The organism is Humibacter ginsengisoli (genome assembly GCF_054780095.1).
Window position 1 is genome coordinate 732404 of record NZ_BAAGWZ010000006.1, and the last position, 19846, is coordinate 752249.

Here is a 19846-nt window from a genome sequence, read left to right on the forward strand (position 1 = left end):
GAGCAGCAGGATGCCGGCTATGAGCCGGCCGTGAGTCACTCGGATGGCGCGTGGTATTTCTGCTGCGCCACGAGCAGGCCGTCCGTCGTGACGAGCTCGACGGCATCCGCCGCGTCGGAGATCAGGCTCGGAAGCACCTGCCGTTGCGCCGACGTGAAGGGACTGAGAACGTGATCGGCGGCGTCCGTTCGTCCAGGGGGACGACCGACGCCGACACGCACGCGGGTGAAGTCGGGGTTGCGCAGGGCGCTGGCGATGTCGCGCACCCCGTTGTGGCCCCCGTGGCCGCCGCCTGACTTCAGCTTGATCGTGTCGAAGGGGATGTCCAGCTCGTCGTGCACCACGATGAGCCGATCCGGCTGCAGCGAGTAGAACCGCATGAGCTGCGCGACGGGACCGCCCGAGACGTTCATGTACGTGTTCGGCTTGGCCAGGACCAGGCGAGGGCCGCCGGGGACGATGCGTCCCTCGGCGACCCTCGCGTTGGTCTTGTGCGACTTGAACACGGCGGATGCCCGGCCTGCGAGCTCGTCCACCACCATCTGCCCGATGTTGTGGCGGGTGCGCTCGTACTGCGCGCCGGGGTTGCCGAGGCCGACGATGAGCCAGGGCTGTTCCGCCATCCGTGTGCCGTCCGGCCCGAGCTACTCGGCGGACTCGGCGGGTGCTTCCGACGCCGCCTCGGCCTCGGCGGCCTCCTCGGCCTCCTCCGTCTCCTCGGCCGCCGGCGCGGACGGCGTGCTGATGGCGACGACCAGGGCCTCCGGCTCGCTCAGCAGGGAGACACCGTTCGGCAGCTTGATGTCTGCGGCAGTGATGTGAGTGCCGTCTTCCAGGCCCTCGACGTCGACGACCACGCGCTCCGGGATGTGGGTGGCCTCGGCCTCGACGGAGATGGTCGAGAGGTCTTGCACCACGATCGTGCCGGAGAACGGCTCGCCCTCGACGTGCACCGGAACCTCGATCTGAACCTTCTCGCCGCGACGCACGATGATGAGGTCGATGTGCTCGATGATCTGGTGCACCGGGTCTTTCTGCACGTCCTTCACGAGGGCGAGCTGCGACTTGCCGGCGATGTCGAGGTCGAGCACCGCGTTCGCCTTGCGCAGGATCAGCCCGAGCTGGTGCGCGGGCAGGGTCAGGTGCTGCGGGTCCGTGCCGTGACCGTAGAGAACCGCAGGGATCTTGCCCGCCGCACGGATCTTGCGCGCCGCGCCCTTGCCGAATCGGTCGCGGGTCTCCGCGGCCACCTTGTTGCTGTCGTCAGCCATGGTGATGTCTCGCTTTCGGTGGGCTTCAGCGGCCCACATCGTTTGAAGGGATTCGTTGTCAACTCGTGCTGCATGTCAGCGTGAGGACAGACGTGAGCCTGATCCACCGCGTCGATCACGGATGCCGGCGCTTTCGGAAGCGCGCATCCCTCGCCGAAGTTCGGTGCACAAGTCTACCAGCGCGCTCGAGCTTGGAACGACGGTCCAGCGGACCGTCGCGCTCGCGCGGGTTGTGGTTCAACGCTTCGCCCAGGCGTCGGCGCAGAGCTCGCCGAAGATCTCCTCCGGATCGCTGTCGAGCCCGCGCCTGGCGAACCAGGTGCACACGTTGCGAACGTCGCGTTCGAGGAGCTCGATGCCGTTCGGGTTGCCGATCACATCGACGATCTGCGGGAGGTCGATCACGACGACGCGCCCTTCGTGCACGAGCAGGTTGTACGGCGACAGGTCGCCATGAGCGGTGCCGGCGAGGGCGAAGCGGTGCATGATCTCGATGACCTGGTCGAAGCAGGACTCGAGTTCGACCGGGGTGAGCGCAGCGGATGCCAGTCGTGGTGCCGCTACTCCGCGGTCGGCATCCCCGATGAACTCCATCAAGATCTCCGTGCCGCTCAGCTGAACCGGATACGGAACGGGCACGCCCGCCACCCATGCGGCGCACAGCCCGGCGAACTCGGCCGCCGCCCACTGCCCCGCGGCGACCTCCCGTCCGTACGAGGACTTGCGGCTCATGGCGCGCATGTCGCGCGTGTTGCGGAGGCGTCGCCCCTCCGTGTAGGAGGCAGAACGGTGGAAGTCGCTGGTCTCTGCTCCTCGGTACCGCTTGGCGGCGAGGATGGCGGAGCGTGCGCCGGAGACGGATGTCACGACATCCGGCACCGCACGTTCGAGCAGCCAGACGTCGGCTTCTTTGCCCGACTTGACGATGCCGAGTTCGGTGTCGATGGCATCCGCGGAGGTGACGACCCAGTCGGGGCGCGGCATCGGTCCGCGCTCGCTGGGCATGGTGGCAGGCCAGGTCGAGCTGCGCTGGCCGTCTTCAAGACGCAAGTCGGCGAAGGTGGGGACGACGAAGTCGTCGCCGAAGAAAGACACTGCGGTCTCCAAATGACGAGGAGGCCGCGGCGGTCGCAGGCGTTGACGTCAGCGACGAACGGCCCCGAATCGAGTGAGAGGTCGGACGGAGGCGCGGAAGAATACCGTCACGTCATCACCTCCTCGATTCGAAGCACCAGCGGCGCATGTCGGTGCGGCCAGTACTGGCTCGCACCCGAGCGAGACTACCAGTCGTGCATCGCGCCGTCGAGCAGCCGGTTCACCGGCAGGTACGCCCCGGAATACGGATGCGCCGCAGCGACCTCGTCGTCATAGTCGACTCCGAGACCAGGGGCATCCGACGGATTCAGCATGCCGTTCTCGAACGAATAGGTGGTGCGGAACACCTCGTGCGTGACCGGCGCATGCCGCATGTACTCCTGGATGCCGAAGTTGGGGATCGCAAGCCCGAGGTGGATCGCGGCGGCCAGCCCGACCGGCGAGATATCGGTGGGGCCGTGCGCGCCCGACTTGATCTGGTAGACGGCGGCGTAGTCGAAGATGCGGCGCAGGCCAGTGATACCACCGGCGTGGGTGACAGGGCTGCGCACGTAGTCGATAAGCTGCTCCTCGAACAGCTCGCGATAGTCCCAGATGGTGTTGAAGACCTCACCGATCGCAAGCGGCGTCGTGGTATGCTCGCGCACCCTGCGCAGCACGGCCTGGTTCTCGGCAGGCGTGACATCTTCGAGCCAGAACAGGTCGTACGGCTCCAGCGACTTGCCGAGCTTCGCCGCCTGGATGGGCGTGAGCCGGTGATGCGCGTCGTGCAAAAGCGGCAGCTCGGGCCCGAACTCGTTCCGCACCGCCTCGAAGACGCCGGGGATGTGCCGCAGGTACGCGCGGGTGTCCCAGGTCTCCTCGACCGGTAGCGCGCTGCGGCGCGCCGGCTCGTAGTCGTAGCGGGCGTCCGTTCCGGCTTCCGTGCCCGCTTCGGCGTTGCGGCTGTGTGCCACGCCGTACACGGAAGGCAGGCCGGGGATGCCGGTCTGGATGCGGATCGCGCGGTAGCCCTCCTCGAGGTGCTCGCGGATCGAGTCGAACAGTTCGGGCAGCTCGAGGCCTGATGCGTGTCCGTATACGAGTAGGCCGTCGCGGCTGCGCCCGCCCAGCAGCTGGTAGAGCGGCATGCCTGCGGCCTTCGCCTTGATGTCCCAGAGTGCGGTGTCGACGGCGGCGATCGCGGCCATGGTCACCGGCCCGCGTCGCCAGTATGCGCCCCGATACAGGTACTGCCAGGTGTCTTCGATGCGGCTCGCCTCGCGCCCGATGAGCAGCGGGACGACGTGCTCCTTCAGGTACGCGGCCACCGCGAGCTCACGGCCGTTCAGTGTGGCGTCACCGAGACCGGTGTACCCGTCGTCGGTCGTGATGCGCAGGGTGACGAAGTTGCGCCCGGGACTCGCGACGAGCACCTCGGCGGACTGGATCAGCATGGTCTCTCCCTACGTTGTGGAGTTCGGGTTGTCGTTCGGTTCAGTTGGCGTAGACGCGCCGGGCAAGGCCCGGCTGCAGCACGTCGAGCGCCTCGGCCAGATCGAGTCCGCGGGTGCGCCCCCATGACTCGACGGTAGCGAGGGATGCGCGCCCCGGCTCGTCCCCGTTCTCGAGCCGTGCGGCGACGATCGCGGCCTGCCTCTGGCGCAGTTTCTGCAGGCTGCCGTCGTCGATCTGCGTCAGGCGGTGCGCGATGCGCGGGTTGGCGAAGCGGGTGCGCAGGGCGGAGAGGAAGGCATCCGTCGACCCCTCGTCGAACGGGAGCACGCCCCGCGCCTCCGCCCATAGGTCTTCGAGCAGCATGCGGCACTCGGGATCGGCGAACGCGGCGGCTACCGTTTCGTGGCCGCGCGGGAGTCCGACCGCGGCCAGCAGCGTGTGGCCGGCGTTGAGCAGCCAGAGCTTGCGACGCTCGTACGGTTCGATGTCGTCGACGAAACGGGCGCCGACCCGATCCCACTCGGGACGGCCGGCGGGGAAGGCCCCGCTGAGGATCCATTCGCTGAACGGCTCCGTGACGACCGGAGCCGCGTCGTCGTATCCGGTGAGCTCGCGGGCGGTGGCGCGGTCGGCATCCGTGGTTCCCGGCGTTATGCGGTCGACCATGGTCGAGACGAACGAGACGTTCTCGCCGACCCAGGCGGCCAGATCCGCGTCGGACGCGGCCAGCACCGCGCCCCGCAGTGCCTCGCCATTCCCGCTCAGATTGTCGCAGCTGACGAGGGCGATCGGACCGGCGGATGCCCGCGCCCGCGCTGCGAGACCGCGTGCGATACGCGCACCGGCGCTCTCGCCACCGGCAGCGGCGCCTGAGGCGTTGCCGGCCTCGTATCCGCGCTCCGTCACGGTGACGGTGAGCACGGCGACGACCGGGTCGGCGACCGTCGCCTCCCATTCCGAGCCGCCACCGTCGCTTGCCTGCACGATCGACTGCACGATCTCGGCGGAGTCGCCGTCGGCGGCGCGGGTGATGAGGCTGTAGACGCAGTCCTGCTCGGCCAGCACCTCGGCGGCCCGCGGCGAACGCCCTGTGAAGGCCGCGATGCCCCAGCCGTCCGACGATCCGGAGAATGCGTTCACGTGCTGCGTGTACCAGGCCTGATGCGCGCGGTGGAAGTGGCCCAGCCCGAGGTGCGCGATGCGCACCGGAGGCCGCGATGTGCGCGCCTCAGCGACGGACGGCATCCGCGCCTTCCCCATCGGACGGCGTCCGCTGCAGGGCCGGTGCCGTGAAGACCGCGAACATCATGCGGTGACCTGGGTGTTCGTTGTCTCGGTGTGCACGTCCTGGTCGTCGTACACACCATCGAGCACGTCGTCGACGAGCACCTCGCGGCCGAGCGTGGCCGAGAGGTAGAGCGCACGGACGACGGCGAGCGACAGCAGCGCATCGGTCACTGTCACGCCGGGCTCGCGGTGAGTGCGGATGGCGTCGACGATGTCGTCGTACTGCCTGCGGTGTCCGACGACGAATGCGTCCGCTCCGCGCGGGCTGCCGTAAAGCTGGGACGGCTCCACCAACTCGGACGCGCGGTTCTCGCCCGCGGAGCGCGTCGGGTCGGCGTTACCCGCGGCATCCGCAGTGCCTCCTGACGCGAAGTATGCGAGCTGGTCGTTCTCGATGACCGCCGAACCGTTCGAGCCGTGCACCTGAACGCGCACGGACAGCCCGGGGAACGCGGCGGTCGTGGCGTGCAGCACGGCGATGGCGCCGTTGTCGAAACGCACGGTCGCGACGGCCGTGTCTTCCACCTCGATGCGCTCGTGGGCGAGGCGGGCCGTGTGGGCGTAGACGGCCACGGGGCGTCCCATGAACCAGACCAGAAGGTCGACGGTGTGCACGCCCTGGTTCATGACGGCGCCGCCGCCGTCGAGCTCCCACGTGCCGCGCCACTGGCCGGAGTCGTAGTACTCCTGGGTGCGCCACCACGCGACGGATGCGACGGCGCTGGTCAGCACACCGAACTCGCCGGAGTGCGCGGCGCGGGCCACGACCGCCGACGCCGGGTCGAATCGGTGCTGACTGATCACGGTGGCCACCAGCCCCCGCTTCGCGGCCCCGTCGGCGAGCTCGCGGATACGCCTGGCGCGGGGCACGGAGACGTCGAGCGGCTTCTCGATGACGACGTTGCTTCCGGCGTTCAGAGCGGTCTCCGCCAGGCGCACATGCAGACCGCTCGGTGTCAGCACGACGACGATGTCCACCGGATGCTCCGCCAGCGCCTCGCCGAGATCGGCGAAAAGCGCGGGCCGGGGCATCCCGACCTCCTCGACCAACGTGGCCACGCGCTCGGCTGCTGGCGCCACCGTGTCGACGAGGGCGACGATCGACACGTCTCCCCTGGCCGCAAGCGCCCGCACGTGGTTGTCGGCGATGACACCGCAGCCGACGATCGCAGCGGTGAGAGTGGGCGCCGAATTCGTGTCGGCCTGGTCGTTCATGCTGTGGTGACTCCGATCGCGTCGGTCAGGCGGGCGAACGCGCGAGCGGCGGTGCCGAACGCGCGCGGGCCGGAGAAGCCGCCGAGCGCGAACCCGCCGGCGAGGTGCGGCTCGAGGGAGGCGAAGCCGCGGTAACCGTCATCCCGCAGCGCGGTCACCGTCTCCAGGAGCTGGCCATCGCCCTCACCGGCCGGCACGACGGTGCCGTCGGCGAACAGCGCGTCCTTCACCTGCAGGTACTCGACGTGCTCGTGAAGCAGCGGCCACGCATCCGTGAACGGCTTCACGCCGCACTGCACGAAATTCGCGTTGTCCCAGGCGAGACGCAGAGCATCGGACCCCACGGACTCGACGATGTCGAGCACCCGCTCGGGCACGTCGCCGTAGATCCCCTTCTCGTTCTCGTGCAGCAGCACCACGCCCTCGCGCTCGGCGAGGTCGGCGAGTGCACGCATGCGCACGATCACGTCGTCGCGGATGGCCTCCGCCGAGATGCCCTCGCCCCGGTAGAAGGAGAAGATGCGCACGTAGCGCGAGCCGAGCAGGTGCGCGGCGTTGGTCGCTCGTGCCAGGCGTTCCACCTCGTGCTCGACGGGCAACGAGACATCCACCTTGCCGATCGGCGAGGCGATGGCGGAGACGCCGAAGCCTGCTGCGTCGATGATCGACTTGAGAGCGCTGAGCTGCTCCGCGTCGAGGTCGACGATGTTCACCCCCCAGGCGCTGCGTACCTCGATGTGCCGGGCACCGAGGGCCTCGAGCACGGCCAGTTGCACCTGCGGTGACTCGTCGATCTCGTCGCCGAATCCGGAGAGGTTCCAGGTGACGTCGTCGCCCGTGGAAGTGGAGCTCATGCCATTCAGGTTAGGCAGCGGCGCGGAGTCGCTGCAAACGTTTGCCATGCGTTGCCACGGCGCGTAGCCCGGAGGGCGATACCGGTCGTGCGCGGGAGTGCCTCTGAGGGAGCGGTCAGCTGATCATCTCGTGGAATCCGGTCAGCACCGAGCTGCCGCCGGTGATGCCGAAGACCTCGAGCGAGAGGATGCGCAGAACCGGCACCGATCCGTCCGACGACGGCGGGTGCTGGATGTCGTACTGCACGGCCTTCCCGTTGTCGAGCACGGCCTTGAACGATGCGAGGTATGTGTTCACTCCCCCGCTGAACGACATGGACGTCGCGACGGTGTCGGTGCCCGCACCGTTCGCGTCGCGGGTGTCCAGCCGGAATCCAGGGATGGTCACGCTGTCCATCGAGAGCTTGAGCACGGTCGCCGTGCTGCCGTCCGACAGGCGCACGGTGGCGAGCCCGAGGTAGCGCAGCCCTGAGAACGACAGCGACGAGCCCTGCAGCAGTGCGGGCTTTCCGGTGAACACGGGCGAGTCGGATGCCGGTGCGATCAAGGTCGGTCCGGTAGGGGCCGGAGGTGTGGCTGCGTCGCCGGTCCCGTTGGCGCTGCCCGGCGATGGCGACGGTGCGGGCGTAGAGGGGGTGCCGGGGGCAGTCGTCGACGTGGGCGTCGGGGTGGGACTCGGCGTCGGACTCGGGTTGGAGCAGTCGCCGATGAACCCGAGGATGCACACTCCGCTGGCCTCTGCCGCGGAGGCGGACTGCGGATGCGCCGCCACGAGTCCGAGACTCATCGCCGCCGTGAGCGCCACCGCGAGAGCGCCTCCCGAGGCCCGCCGCGCGGTGTCTCCACCTCGTCGTCTCCGACCGCGTTCCGCGGCGGGGGCGTCGCGCTCAGCGTCGGCAGTGGTGTCCGCGGCCTTGTCCGGCCCCCTCGGCATCCACGAGACGATCAGCACACCGCCAACGCTGGCGAGGATCATGCCCGCGAAGAAGCCGCCGAGGTTCACTCCGACGAGCGAGTACACCGCGACGACGAGCGCGATCACGCCGTAGAAGATGCGGTGCTGCGGCATGAGCGTCGCCAGCACGCCGAGCACCACGAGCACGATCGGGATGAGCATCGCCTGGAAGCCTTCGATCCCGACCTGCACCCGCATGGCGCCGACCGAGAGCTGACCGGAGAAGAACATCTCGACGCCGCCGAGCACGGTCAGCAGACCGCCGATGAACGGACGCCGCCGCGACCACGCGACGAACGCGTGCCACCATTCCCTGAGTCGCTGCATCTGGCCTAGAAGCAGGTCGTCTTGCCGTCGGTCAGCTGCAGGTGCAGCCCGGCGAGGTTGAAGACGGATGCCTGCGTGCTCCACGCGGTCTGCTTGAGGTTCTTGATCTCGACCGAGTCGGCATCCTGAGCGAAGTCGCCCACCGAGCCCTTGGCATCCGTGTTCACCGTCGAGGCGTCGACGCCGATGCGGATGTTGTTGAACGTCGCGTCGCCCTGCAGGTCGGTCATGCCGATCTGCATGTTCGTCGCCGTGGCGGGCGTACCGCCACCACCTGCGGTGATCTTCAACCCCACCGGCATGCCGGGCACCGTCACCGACTGGCACAGGTCGTAGAGCTTCGCGCTGGCGATGTTCGCGACCGAGACCGGATGCGTCGAGCCATCCTTCAGCGTCACGGTTCCGGCGTACTGGGAGAAGCCGGTGCCCTCAAGCTGCGAGGCGGCGACCTGGAACGTGGACCCCGAGACAGTGAACGCCACCGGGACCGCACCGTTGGCCACGCCCGTCATCAGAAGGCCTGCGACGATGCCTACCGGTATGCCGGCAAGTGCGACGCGCCCCGCGCGCTTCGCCGTCAGGGAACGTAGCTTCATAGATCCTCCTCGATCCGCGCAACTCCTGGATGACGACCCTTACTGACGCGACGTCAGTAACTATTTACCATGAGTCAGTACCGCGCGCCAGTCTATGGTGTCGACCCGCGGACGGGGCACACCGCAGTCGATGCCAGGCATGCGACGTGCGACGAGGCCTCGCACGCCCGCTGGGGCGCCGCGAGCCGGCGTGCTGGCTCTGTCGAGATCATTCATGCCCAATCGCCCATATCCTCGAGAGATGCCTTCCGAGCGCCGCACCCGTATGACGCCCGAGGAACGCCGTGCGCAGCTCGTCGCCCTCGGAGTGGCTGCACTGGCCGACCGGCCGCTCGATCAGCTGAACGTGGAAGACCTCTCGGCACAGGCCGGCGTCTCACGCGGGCTGCTGTTCTACTACTTCGACTCGAAGCAGGGGTTCCACCGCGAGGTCGTGCGTGCCGCCCGCGACGGCATGCTGAACGCGACCGCGCCGCAACTCGACCTTCCGCCATTGGAGCGACTGCACACGACGCTGACGAAGATCGTGGAGTTCGTGCGTGAACATCGCAGCACGTTCGTCTCGCTCGTGCACGGCGTCGCCAGCGGAGACAAGGAGGTGCGGGCCGTCGTCGAGGAGGCGGAGCAGATCCAGACTGGGCGTGTGGTCGCCGTCTTCGAGGAACTCGGCGTTCCGCAGTCGCCGCTGCTCAAGGTCGCGCTGCGCGCGTGGGTCGCCTTCGCCGAGCGGGCGCTGGTCGACGGAGAGCTGGTCGAAGGGCCGGATGGCGACGACGACGCGGCCGCGTTCGTTGCCTTCCTGGAGCGTAGTGCCCTCGCCGTCGTCGAGTCCGTCGCCGGGCCTGTTCCGCGCTGACCGCGGCATCAGTCCGGTCCGCGGGTGCGGCGGCCTCTCGTTTTCGCCAGGCTGCATCGCCTACCCGAGACAGCGGGTGTTGCCCACGGTTTCGGGGCGGGCGTGCAGTCTCGCGATCGAGCATCGGTGTGGCAAACGGTTGCCTTTCGTTTGCCAGTGAGCCACGGGCCTGGTTGGCTGTCGTCATGGGAGGAGTTCGCGACGATGCGCCGCCCCAGGTGGCACTCGCTGAGGCGCCGCGTCCGGTGACGCTGGCCGACATCGCGGAGCGCGCCGGCGTCGCCATCTCCACCGCCTCGCGGGCGCTCTCGAACCCGGGCAGGGTGAACGCGGCCACCCGCGAACGCATCGCGCGCATCGCGGCCGAACTCGGCTACTCCCCCAACTCCCCTGCCCGCGCGTTGACGTCTGGCAAGACCGGCGCCATCGCCGTGCTCGTCTCCGATGTGACCAACCCGTTCTATTTCGGCATCATCAAGGGCACGCAGCGTCAGCTGAAGGCATCCGGATACTCGCAGCTGCTCATCGACACCGAGGAGTCGGATCAGAACGAAGACGACCTGCTGCACCGCCTGCGCTCGTCGTTCGACGGCGCCGTGCTCGCCGCATCGCGACTGTCGGACCGGATGCTCGCCGAGCTCGCGTCGCAACTGCCCATCGTCGCCGTCAACCGGCAGACCCGGGGCGTCTCGACGGTGTTCATCGACACACCGAAGGGCATCGAGCAGGCCGTCGAGCACCTCGTGTCGCTCGGCCACCGCGACATCGCCTACGTGTCGGGTCCCGAGACATCCTGGCCGAACGAGGGACGCTGGCGGCGGTTCGTCAAGGCCGGCAAGCAGCACGCGGTGACGACGCGCAGGCTGGGACCGTTCTCCCCGCTGCGCAGCGCAGGAGCGGCGGCGGCGGACGCGCTGCTCAACACCGGTGCCACGGCCGCTATCGCGTTCAACGACCTGCTCGCGATCGGCATGCTGCAGCACCTGGCAGGGCGGGGCATCCGCGTTCCCGGGCAGATGAGCATCGTCGGATGCGACGACATCTTCGGCGCCGACTTCTGCGATCCCCCGCTCACGACGCTCACCGCCCCGATCGAGCAGGCCGGCCGGCTCGCCGTCACGCTGCTGCTCGCGCAGCTCGAGGCGGGAGCGGACTCGGCTCGGCGGCGGAGCGCAACGCTGCCCACCCATCTCACCGTCCGCTCATCCACCGGGCCGGCGCCTGCGCTGGTCGTCACTTGACGCTGCCGGCAGTGAGTCCACCGACGAGCCAGCGCTGCAGGCAGAGGTAGAGGATGACGACCGGCGCCGCGCAGATCAGCGAAGCGGCCATGAGCTGACCGTAGAGCGGCAGCGATCCGCCGGACTGCGACGCACTGAAGATGTTGAGCGCGATCGAGACGGTCTGGGTGTCCGAATTCGTCATGACCGAGGCGAAGAGCACGTCGTTCCATCCCAGGAGGAACGAGAAGATGCCCGCCACGACGATACCCGGCCAGCTCAGCGGCAGGATCACTTGCCGAACGATCCGCACATTGGATGCGCCATCCATCCGCGCCGCCTCCTCCAATTCGCGGGGAAGGCCTCGCAGGTAGGTCACCATCACCCAGGTGGCGAATGGCAGCGCGAAGGTGAGATACGTGATGAACAAGCCCCACCGGGTGCCGATCACCTGAACGCCGATGTACGTGGTGAACGACGAGAAGACGACGAAGAGCGGCAGCACGAGCAGTGTGCCCGGGATCGACTGGAGGATCAGCATCGATCGCAGAACCGTCGAGCGTCCCAAAAAGGTGAATCGGACGAGCACGTACGCCGACACCGTGGCGATCGCCGTGGCCACCACAGCAGTGGACCCGGCGACGATGATGCTGTTCACCATGCCCTTCGCAAGCCCGACGGTCGTCCAGATCTTCGCGTAATTGACCAATGTGAACGATGACGGGAAGTACTCGCCACTGGCCACGCCCAGATCGGAGTTGACCGATCCGAAGACCACGAACATCATCGGCAGCGCGATGATCACGAGGATCACGACGATGATGACCGTTCGGAGCCATACCGGCACGAGCACCGCGATGCCCGCCGTCGCGCGGCGGCGATCACGTGTCGTGAAAGAGTCGGATGTCACTACCAGCTCTCCTTTCCAACATCGAGCCGCACCATACGCAGGTACACGATGAGCGGTATGGCAAGCAGCACCAGAGAGAGCACGGCAGTCGCGGCGCCGAGGCCGAATCGGAACACGGTGAAACTCTGGATGTAGGTGAGGAACGGCAGGGTCTGCACGTTGTCGGGCGCTGGAATCCCGAACAGCACATACGGAAGCGTGAAGTTGTTGATGTGGTTCAGCACCGAGACCACGCACGCCAGTGCCAGCGGGCCGCCGATGTTCGGGAAGACGATGGAGCGCAGCTGTCGGCCCCAGGTCACACCGTCTATCGCAGCCGCCTCGAACACCTGGTGCTCGATCGTCTGCATGCCCGCGAGCGTCAGAAGGTAGATGAACGGCCAAGACGCCCAGATCTCCACGATCACGAGAGTCCAGAATGCGTTCGGTCCGTTCAGCCACAGGCTCGACTTGACGCCGAAGCTCGTGAGCATGCCCGTCCACACCCCTCCGGGCTGCATGATCGTGCGCCAGATCGTGGCTACCACGAAGGACGGGATCACATAGGGGACCAAGAAGATGGAACGCACCACAGCCCGACCGCGGAATGAGTTGTGAGTCACCACCGCCGCTGCCACCCCGATGGGGACGCTGCACACCGTCGCGACCACGGCAAAGCCGATGCTCACACCCAGAGATTGGAAGAACTGCGTCTGCGTGACCACGACGACGTAGTTCTGGAACGCCACGAAGGGTGCGGCGAGCCACTGCCGAATCGTGTACTGGCTCAAGTTGAGCAGCGACATCCAGATCCCGATGATCAGCGGGATGAGGATGATCGCCACCAGCAGCACACCGCCGGGAATCAGCATCCACAGCGGCCGTCCGCGCTTCGTCACCGGCCGCCTTCGCCGGGCGGATCGCGAGCCGCCCGGCTGAATGGCGGACGAGCGGCTCGCGACGGTCGTCTCAGGCGTCATTGGGACTGCAGCGCCTGAGTCGCGGTGTTCTGCAGATTGTCGAGCAGGCCCTTGAGCTTGCTCGGGCTGACCGAGCCGTTGTTGAGATCGGGTATGGACTGCGTCACCACATTCAGCAATCCGACCTCAGTCGCGCCCCACGCGCCCGAGAACGGCGTCGTCACCGACTTCGACCCGGCTTCCAGGAGCGGAGCCAGCGACGCCTGGTTGGTTTCCAGCTTCTTGGCCTCGGACTGCGTCACCGGAAGATTGCCGAAGTTGGTGTACAGCTTGTTCTGCACCTCGTCGCTCGTCAGGTACTTCACGAGAGCGAGGTCGAGCGCCTGGTTCTTCGAGTACTTGGCGATGACGAGATTGTCGCCGGAGATGATGCTGGCGGCGGCGTTCCCGCCCTTCGGCAGCGAGGAGTACCCCGGGGGGACGGTCGGCATGACCGCGAACTTGTACTCGCCCTTGACCGGTGAGGCGTTCAAGGTGTTCTGTGCCGTTGCTGTCGTCCAGTTCAGCATCGCGGCCTTGCCCTGAGCGAACGCGGCAAGTGCCTGCACGCTTGTCCAGCCGACCGATGCCGGGTCGATCACGTGATCCTGGGTCAGCAGCCCGAAGTAGTCTTCGTAGGCTTTGAGCGTCTTCGGGTCATTCAGGGTGGCCTTCTTGCCCGAGATCAACGGGTTACCCATCTGCATGTCGTACATCCAGATGTACTTCCAGGGGCTGAAGCTGTCTTTGTAGTCCATGGCCATGCCGTAGACCCCGTTGCCGGTGAGTTTCTTCGCCTGGGCGATCAGGCCATCCCACGTCGTGGCCGGCTTCGTGAGGCCGGCCTGCTGGAACAGTTTGGTGTTGTACACCATCACGAAGGGACGAGACTCGTACGGGATGCCGACCTGATCTTTGGAGTTCGGTCCGGAGATGCCGAGCGACGCAGGAACGAACTTGCTCTTTCCTCCGATCGCGTTCCAGTCGGCGGTGGTCATGCTGACGAAGTCGCCTGTCGAGTAGGCGGTCGGCGTGAACGTGGTGCCGATGTCGTAGATGTCCGGGCCTTGACCGGAGACCGCCGAGGTCTGGATCTTGGTCTGCTCGTCGTTCGCCGACGCGCCCATGTCCCACACCAGCTTCGCGCCGGTCTGCTTCTGGAACGCTGCGGCCACATCGTCGTCGAACTGTTTCTGCTGCTGCGGGTACTGCGTGTTAGCCAGCGTGAAGACGGTGATGGTCTTGCCCTTGCCATTGACCGGTCCGCTGCTGGCGCTGGCGGTCGGACTGCCACCAGAACTGCATCCTGCCAGTGCGAGTCCTGCAACGAGCATCCCCGCGGTCACAGCGATCGCGCGTCTTCTGTGCATAGGTCGGTCCTCTCCATCGAGTACACGTGCTTCGTAGTAGTCGCACGGTAGAGACGCGACTGGGCAAGCATCAAGCTGTTGCCATTCGTTGCCACACTCTGCAACGAATCCGTGAATTGGACCGTGAACATCACCCTGCTTCCTTTGCTCGCGAGCGATGACAACGTTCTGCAACAAGTTGCAGAATGCTGCCGCCGCAGCTACCTTCAAGGGACTGGGACCCGAATGCGGGACCTGAACGGGAGCCGACCACGAGCAGCGACGAAGCCCGCAAACGGGTATCCATCAGAGATGTCGCCAGGGCCGCCGGCGTGGCCCCTTCGACGGTCTCCCGTGCGCTCTCGCTTCCGCACCGTGTGAACCAGGCGACGCGCTTGCACATCGAACACACGGCGGCGCAACTCGGCTATGAGCGCATCAGACCCGAACCGCAAGCGCACCGAAAACATGCGGTCGCCGTCGTCGTCTCGGACGTCACCAACCCGTTCTACTTCGGAATCATCCGCGGAACGCAGCACCAGCTCGCAGCCGCCGGATGGATCCAGCTGCTGGTCGATACCGAGGAGTCGCCGAGCACAGAGCTGCAAGCGCTGAACGCCATCGCCGGACGGGCTGACGGTGCAGTGATCTCGGCATCTCGCTTGTCGGATCAACGGATCGCGGAGATCGCGGAGCGACTTCCGCTGGTGGTGATCAACCGCAAGCCGCGGGGCGTTCCGTCCGTTCTCATCGACACCCCTGGCGGGATGGAGCAAGCCCTCCAACATCTCGTGTCCCTCGGACACCGCAACATCCTCTATGTTGCAGGCCCCGACAGCTCGTGGTCCAACGAACGCCGCTTCGGGGCCTTGAATGCCGCCGCAAAGCGGCTGAACCTCTCACTGAACAGAATCGGACCGCACGTGCCGTTCGTCGACTCTGGCGCAGCGGCGGCCGATGCCGCACTGAACACGGATGCTACGGCGTGCGTGGCGTTCAACGATCTGCTCGCGATCGGCATGCTGGAGCGGTTCCGAGAGCGTGGCATACGCGTGCCGGAAGACATGAGCGTGGTCGGGTGCGACGACATCTTCGGCGCCGCGTTCTGCCATCCCCCGCTGACCACCCTGACGTCACCCATTGAGCAAGCAGGAAGAGTGGCGATTCGGTCGCTTCTGCATCGGATCGAAACCGGGTCGGTGGTCGACGATGACGACCGCTTCGACGATCTCGCCCTGAGCCACGAAATCGTGCTCGCGACGCATCTCACCGTGCGCGAGTCGACCGGCCCCGCGCCCAGCTCGGTGCGGGAGTCACGACGCTGACCCAAGATTGGAGACTCGATGAGCGCTCGAACGCTGAGCCCGCACCCCGACCGTCTGCTGCCCGCCGACCCGGCCAGCCGCGATGTTGCGCGGCGGCTGTATGCAGAGGTGGCGGACGCTCCGATCTACTCACCGCACGGCCACGTCGACGCCCGCCTGCTGCTCGATGACGAGCCGTTCGGGGATCCGGCAGCGCTGCTGATCACGCCCGACCACTACGTGACACGGTTGCTGCACGCGGTGGGTGTGCCGCTGACCGAGCTGGGACTGAAGCGGAACGGTGTGCCGTCGCAGGCATCCGGTCGCGAGATCTGGCGCAGACTGTGCGAGAACTGGGACGTCTTTCTCGGCACTCCCGTGCGGTTCTGGTTCGAGAGCGAGTTCGCCGACGTCTTCGGGCTGACGGATGCTCCGTCGCCGCAGACCGCGGACGCCCTGTACGACCAGCTGTGCGCAGCGCTCGCGCGGCCCGAATTCCGTCCCCGCGCGCTGTTCGACCGCTTCCGCATCTCGGTGCTGGCCACGACCGACGATCCGGCGGACGACCTCTCGGCGCATCTCGCACTGCGCGACGACCCGACCTTCACCGGCGCAGTGGTGCCCACGTTCCGCGCCGACCGCTACATGCATCCTCTGCAGGCAGGCTGGCGCGACGCGCTCGCAACGCTCTCGACCGCAGCCAACATCGACTGCGGAACGTACGCAGGGATGCTCGACGCGCTTCGGTCGCGGCGCGCGTATTTCAAGGCGGCGGGCGGCACGGCCACGGACACCGGCGTGATCGACGCGGGCAGCGAGCCGCTCTCCGAGGCGGATGCCGAGCGCATCCACCGCGATGCCCTGGCCGGCACGATCAGCCAAACGGATGCGGACGCCTACCGCCGCAACCTGCTCTACCGGCTCGCGGAGATGAGCGCGGACGACGGTCTCGTGATGCAGCTGCACGCCGGCGTCATCCGCAACCACCACAAGCCGACCTTCGACGCTTTCGGTCCCGACACCGGTCACGACCTGCCGGGGGTGGGCGGCTACACCGTGCCGCTCACCCCGATCCTGCGCGACTTCGGAGTGAACCCGACATTCCGGCTCGTGCTCTTCACCGTGGACGAGACCCTGTTCTCGCGCGAGATCGCACCGCTCGCCGGTTTCTACCCGAGCGTGTACGCGGGCGCGCCGTGGTGGTTCCTGGACTCCCCCGCGGGCATCACCCGCTACCGTTCCGCGGTGACCGACTCGGCCGGCTTCACCAAGACGAGCGGATTCATCGACGACACCAGGGCGTTCTGCTCGATCCCGGCCCGTCACGACATGTCACGGCGGCTGGATGCCGGCTACCTGGCATCCCTCGTCGTCACGCACCAGCTCGACGAGGACGACGCGCTCGGTGTCGCCCGCCGGCTGGTGTCCGACATCCCGCGAGGCGTCTTCCGCCTGTAGCCGACGAACGCGCACCCTCGCGGGGACGAACCCGCGAGGGTGCGGGGCTACAGGTTGATCATGTGGCCGACGAGGCCGTGGAAGGCATCCTGCATCGACTCGGAGAGCGACGGATGCGGGTGCACGTTGCGTGCGAGCTCCAGCGCCCCGAGGTCCCACTTCTGAGCAAGCGTGAGTTCGGGCAGCAACTCCGAGACGTCGAGTCCGACCATGTGGCCGCCGAGCAGCTCGTGGTACTTCTTGTCGGCGACGAGCTTGACGAACCCGCGTGCGTCGCCGAGGGCGTGCGCTTTGGCATTGGCCATCATCGGGAAGGTCGAGACCTCGACGTCGTAGCCGGCGTCGCGGGCCTGCTGCTCGGTGAGGCCGAAGCTCGCCACCTGCGGCTGCATGTAGGTGGCGCGCGGCATGTTGCGGTAGTCGCCGAGTGTCATGGTCTCGGCGCCGCCGATGGTCTCTGCCGCGACGACGGCCTGCGCCTCGGCCACGTGGGCGAGCTGCAGCTTGGCGGTGACGTCGCCGATGGCGTAGATGCCGGAAACGTTGGTGCGCATGTGGTCGTCGATCGCGATCGCGCCGCGATCGGTGAGTTCGACGCCGGTGTTCTCCAGGCCGTAGCCGGAAACGTTCGCGGCGAATCCGACCGAGATGAGCGCCTTGTCGGCCGTGATGCTGCCCTGTGCACCATCCGCACCGGTGTAGGTCACCGTCACCTGGTTGCCGTCGTCGACCACCGACTCGACCTTCGTCGAGGTGAGGATCGGCACGCCGAGCGCCTTGAAGTGCTTCGTGACCTCTTTGGAGACGTCGACATCCTCGTTGGGGAGCGCGCGGTCGAGGAACTCCACGACGGTCGCCTGAACACCGTAGTTGGCCAGCACGTACGCGAATTCGAGCCCGATGGCGCCGGCGCCGACGATCACGATCGACTTCGGCAGCTCTCGGGTGAGGATGAGCTCCTTGTAGGTCTGCACGTTCTCGCTGAGCTCAACGCCGGGAAGCAGGCGCACCGTCGAGCCGGTCGCGATGATCGCGTTGTCGAACGTGAGCTGCTCAGTGCCTCCTGCGGCGAGCGCGACATCCATCGACTTCGGACCCGTGAAGAAGCCGTGCCCGTCGAACTGGGTGATCTTGTTCTTGCGCATGAGGAAGTTGACGCCCTTGGCACGGGCATCCGCGACCTTGCGGCTGCGGTCCCAGCCGACGCCGTAGTCGGCGTGAATGTCGCCGGAGATGCCGAACTCCGCGCCCTCGCGCGTGACCAGCCCCAGCACCTCGGCGTTGCGGATCAGCGTCTTCGCCGGAACGCAGCCGATGTTCAGGCACACTCCGCCCCAGTACTGCTGCTCGACGATGGCCACCTGCAGGCCGAGCTGCGCGGCGCGCACAGCGGCGACGTAACCGCCGGGGCCGGCACCGAGCACGACTACGTCGAAATGGGGCATGGGTCCTCCTCAGGAATCGGGCGGGTTTCGCTACGGGATGCTACCTGGTGCGCCTCGTGGTCCGGCCTCGTGAAGCCATCCGAGATGCCAGCGGCTACTCCGCCGCCGCCAGCTGGCCGCACGCGCCGTCGATCTCCTTACCGCGGGTGTCGCGGAGGGTTGTGGGGATGCCGGCCGACTCCAGCCTGTGGACGAACTCGGCCGTGACATCCCTCTCGCTCGCCGTCCAGATGGAGCCAGGCGTCGGGTTCAGCGGGATCGGATTGACGTGCACCCAGCCGCGACCCCGCTCGTTCAGCTTCTGCGCCAGCAGGTCGGCGCGCCACGCGTGGTCGTTCATGTCTTTGATGAGCGCGTACTCGATGGAGACGCGGCGGCCGGTCTTCTCGAAGTAGTAGCGGGCGGCATCCAGTGCCTCGTCGACCTTCCAGCGCGAGTTCACCGGGATGAGCTCGTCGCGCAGTCCGTCGTCGGGCGCGTGCAGCGAAAGCGCGAACGTCAGGGGGATGTCTTCGTCGGCCAGCTTGCGGATGGCAGGCACCAGCCCCACCGACGACACCGTGATGCCTCGTGCCGACATTCCGAGGCCGTCGGGCTGCGGGGCCAGCAGAGTGCGCACGGCGCTCATCAAGCGCTTGTAGTTTGCGAGCGGCTCCCCCATGCCCATGAAGACGATGTTGTGAACTCGCTCCGGCGCGCCGGAGGGTCTATGGCCCAGCTCCCCTTGTGCGATGGCACGGTTCGCTGCAACCACCTGGTCGACGATCTCGGCCGCCGACAGGTTTCGGGTGAGGCCGGCCTGGCCGGTCGCGCAGAACGGGCAGTTCATGCCGCATCCTGCCTGCGACGAGATGCACAGCGTGATGCGACCCGGATACCGCATGAGCACCGACTCCACCAGCGCACCGTCGAACAGCCGCCAGAGGAACTTGATGGTGCGGCCGTCGTCGGTGCGCAGACGGCGCACTTCCGTGAGCAGCGGGGGTAGCAGTGCCGAGACGAGCTCATCGCGACCGGATGCCGGCAGATCGGTCATGGCTGAGGCATCCGTCGTGCAGTGGGTGAAGTAGTGCGTCGACAGTTGCTTGGCTCGGAAGGCCGGAAGCCCGAGCTCCTCGACCTTCGCCTTGCGCTCGGCCGGAGTCAGGTCGGCGAGGTGCGTCTCGGGCTGCTTGCGGCGCGGTGAGGCGAACTGCAGCGCGGGCCGGCCGTCAGCTGCCAGCTGCTGCGTCCAGCCCTCGGCCACCGGGCGCACCTGGCGCCGCCCGGTGCGGGTGGCAGCAGGCACCTCGGCAGTGCGCTCATCGGGCAGGATCGTCTCGCTCACCC

18 protein-coding genes are annotated in these 19846 nt (G+C 67.3%); 4 read left to right on the plus strand and 14 right to left on the minus strand.

The genetic code is table 11. From position 1 onward, the window contains the following. Positions 1-35 precede the first annotated feature (35 nt). The 9 genes from pth to ACYVI5_RS11765 all read right to left on the minus strand — a co-directional run bounded on the left by pth (position 36) and on the right by ACYVI5_RS11765 (position 9037). Positions 36-623, minus strand: coding sequence for an aminoacyl-tRNA hydrolase (pth, locus tag ACYVI5_RS11725; RefSeq protein WP_460580317.1), 588 nt, complete (start codon positions 621-623; stop codon positions 36-38). A gap of 21 nt (positions 624-644) precedes the next feature. Further along, a complete protein-coding gene (locus ACYVI5_RS11730; RefSeq protein ID WP_460580318.1) occupies positions 645-1271 on the minus strand; it encodes a 50S ribosomal protein L25/general stress protein Ctc in 627 nt (208 codons plus the stop codon). A gap of 237 nt (positions 1272-1508) precedes the next feature. Then, positions 1509-2366, minus strand: a complete 858-nt coding sequence (locus tag ACYVI5_RS11735) for a serine protein kinase RIO (RefSeq protein ID WP_460580319.1) — start codon at positions 2364-2366, stop codon at positions 1509-1511. A 185-nt stretch (positions 2367-2551) separates the two neighbouring features. Beyond that, positions 2552-3802 (minus strand): D-galactonate dehydratase family protein, encoded by a 1251-nt coding sequence (gene manD, locus ACYVI5_RS11740; protein ID WP_460580320.1) that lies wholly within the window; start codon positions 3800-3802, stop codon positions 2552-2554. Between the two features lie 40 nt (positions 3803-3842). Beyond that, positions 3843-5048, minus strand: coding sequence for a mannitol dehydrogenase family protein (locus ACYVI5_RS11745; RefSeq protein ID WP_460580321.1), 1206 nt, complete (start codon positions 5046-5048; stop codon positions 3843-3845). Between the two features lie 60 nt (positions 5049-5108). Then, positions 5109-6305, minus strand: a complete 1197-nt coding sequence (locus ACYVI5_RS11750; RefSeq protein WP_460580322.1) for a Gfo/Idh/MocA family protein — start codon at positions 6303-6305, stop codon at positions 5109-5111. Further along, on the minus strand, positions 6302-7159 hold the full coding sequence (locus tag ACYVI5_RS11755) for a sugar phosphate isomerase/epimerase family protein (protein ID WP_460580323.1): 858 nt from the start codon (positions 7157-7159) through the stop codon (positions 6302-6304). The genes ACYVI5_RS11750 and ACYVI5_RS11755 overlap by 4 nt, the downstream gene beginning before the upstream one ends. 115 nt (positions 7160-7274) lie before the next feature. After that, a complete protein-coding gene (locus tag ACYVI5_RS11760) occupies positions 7275-8441 on the minus strand; it encodes a DUF6114 domain-containing protein (protein ID WP_460580324.1) in 1167 nt (388 codons plus the stop codon). A 5-nt stretch (positions 8442-8446) separates the two neighbouring features. Next, the gene (locus ACYVI5_RS11765) at positions 8447-9037 is read right to left on the minus strand and encodes a DUF6230 family protein (protein ID WP_460534672.1); all 591 of its coding nucleotides are present in this window, start codon (positions 9035-9037) and stop codon (positions 8447-8449) included. A gap of 241 nt (positions 9038-9278) precedes the next feature. On the opposite strand from ACYVI5_RS11765, the gene ACYVI5_RS11770 reads away from it, so the two are divergent. Together ACYVI5_RS11770 and ACYVI5_RS11775 are read left to right on the plus strand one after the other, a co-directional pair. Next, positions 9279-9893 (plus strand): TetR/AcrR family transcriptional regulator, encoded by a 615-nt coding sequence (locus ACYVI5_RS11770; protein ID WP_460580325.1) that lies wholly within the window; start codon positions 9279-9281, stop codon positions 9891-9893. A 185-nt stretch (positions 9894-10078) separates the two neighbouring features. Next, on the plus strand, positions 10079-11134 hold the full coding sequence (locus ACYVI5_RS11775; protein WP_460534676.1) for a LacI family DNA-binding transcriptional regulator: 1056 nt from the start codon (positions 10079-10081) through the stop codon (positions 11132-11134). On the opposite strand, the gene ACYVI5_RS11780 is transcribed toward ACYVI5_RS11775, so the two are convergent. The 3 genes from ACYVI5_RS11780 to ACYVI5_RS11790 all read right to left on the minus strand — a co-directional run bounded on the left by ACYVI5_RS11780 (position 11127) and on the right by ACYVI5_RS11790 (position 14331). After that, on the minus strand, positions 11127-11936 hold the full coding sequence (locus ACYVI5_RS11780; protein ID WP_460534834.1) for a carbohydrate ABC transporter permease: 810 nt from the start codon (positions 11934-11936) through the stop codon (positions 11127-11129). The genes ACYVI5_RS11775 and ACYVI5_RS11780 overlap by 8 nt on opposite strands. Before the next feature lie 86 nt (positions 11937-12022). Continuing rightward, complete coding sequence (locus ACYVI5_RS11785) at positions 12023-12901, minus strand: carbohydrate ABC transporter permease (protein ID WP_460580326.1); 879 nt, start codon at positions 12899-12901, stop codon at positions 12023-12025. Between the two features lie 77 nt (positions 12902-12978). Next, positions 12979-14331, minus strand: a complete 1353-nt coding sequence (locus ACYVI5_RS11790; RefSeq protein ID WP_460580327.1) for an ABC transporter substrate-binding protein — start codon at positions 14329-14331, stop codon at positions 12979-12981. A 185-nt stretch (positions 14332-14516) separates the two neighbouring features. Between ACYVI5_RS11790 and ACYVI5_RS11795 the strand changes: the two genes are divergently transcribed. Both ACYVI5_RS11795 and uxaC read left to right on the plus strand, forming a co-directional pair. After that, on the plus strand, positions 14517-15635 hold the full coding sequence (locus ACYVI5_RS11795) for a LacI family DNA-binding transcriptional regulator (protein WP_460580328.1): 1119 nt from the start codon (positions 14517-14519) through the stop codon (positions 15633-15635). Between the two features lie 18 nt (positions 15636-15653). Then, on the plus strand, positions 15654-17072 hold the full coding sequence (gene uxaC, locus ACYVI5_RS11800) for a glucuronate isomerase (RefSeq protein WP_460580329.1): 1419 nt from the start codon (positions 15654-15656) through the stop codon (positions 17070-17072). A 47-nt stretch (positions 17073-17119) separates the two neighbouring features. Here the strand turns inward: uxaC and lpdA are convergent, their stop codons facing one another. Together lpdA and rlmN are read right to left on the minus strand one after the other, a co-directional pair. Beyond that, a complete protein-coding gene (gene lpdA / locus ACYVI5_RS11805; protein ID WP_460580330.1) occupies positions 17120-18517 on the minus strand; it encodes a dihydrolipoyl dehydrogenase family protein in 1398 nt (465 codons plus the stop codon). A gap of 94 nt (positions 18518-18611) precedes the next feature. Then, positions 18612-19832 (minus strand): dual-specificity RNA methyltransferase RlmN, encoded by a 1221-nt coding sequence (rlmN, locus tag ACYVI5_RS11810; protein ID WP_460580597.1) that lies wholly within the window; start codon positions 19830-19832, stop codon positions 18612-18614. Positions 19833-19846: the final 14 nt, after the last annotated feature.

Bases quoted from the DNA above. Each gene is read 5' to 3' on its own strand.
- pth (WP_460580317.1), bottom strand. From the start codon at position 623: ATGGCGGAACAGCCCTGGCTCATCGTCGGCCTCGGCAACCCCGGCGCG.
- ACYVI5_RS11730 (WP_460580318.1), bottom strand. From the start codon at position 1,271: ATGGCTGACGACAGCAACAAGGTGGCCGCGGAGACCCGCGACCGATTC.
- manD (WP_460580320.1), bottom strand. From the start codon at position 3,802: ATGCTGATCCAGTCCGCCGAGGTGCTCGTCGCGAGTCCCGGGCGCAAC.
- ACYVI5_RS11745 (WP_460580321.1), bottom strand. From the start codon at position 5,048: ATGCCGTCCGTCGCTGAGGCGCGCACATCGCGGCCTCCGGTGCGCATC.
- ACYVI5_RS11750 (WP_460580322.1), bottom strand. From the start codon at position 6,305: ATGAACGACCAGGCCGACACGAATTCGGCGCCCACTCTCACCGCTGCG.
- ACYVI5_RS11755 (WP_460580323.1), bottom strand. From the start codon at position 7,159: ATGAGCTCCACTTCCACGGGCGACGACGTCACCTGGAACCTCTCCGGA.
- ACYVI5_RS11760 (WP_460580324.1), bottom strand. From the start codon at position 8,441: ATGCAGCGACTCAGGGAATGGTGGCACGCGTTCGTCGCGTGGTCGCGG.
- ACYVI5_RS11765 (WP_460534672.1), bottom strand. From the start codon at position 9,037: ATGAAGCTACGTTCCCTGACGGCGAAGCGCGCGGGGCGCGTCGCACTT.
- ACYVI5_RS11770 (WP_460580325.1), top strand. From the start codon at position 9,279: ATGCCTTCCGAGCGCCGCACCCGTATGACGCCCGAGGAACGCCGTGCG.
- ACYVI5_RS11775 (WP_460534676.1), top strand. From the start codon at position 10,079: ATGGGAGGAGTTCGCGACGATGCGCCGCCCCAGGTGGCACTCGCTGAG.
- ACYVI5_RS11790 (WP_460580327.1), bottom strand. From the start codon at position 14,331: ATGCACAGAAGACGCGCGATCGCTGTGACCGCGGGGATGCTCGTTGCA.
- ACYVI5_RS11795 (WP_460580328.1), top strand. From the start codon at position 14,517: ATGCTGCCGCCGCAGCTACCTTCAAGGGACTGGGACCCGAATGCGGGA.
- uxaC (WP_460580329.1), top strand. From the start codon at position 15,654: ATGAGCGCTCGAACGCTGAGCCCGCACCCCGACCGTCTGCTGCCCGCC.
- lpdA (WP_460580330.1), bottom strand. From the start codon at position 18,517: ATGCCCCATTTCGACGTAGTCGTGCTCGGTGCCGGCCCCGGCGGTTAC.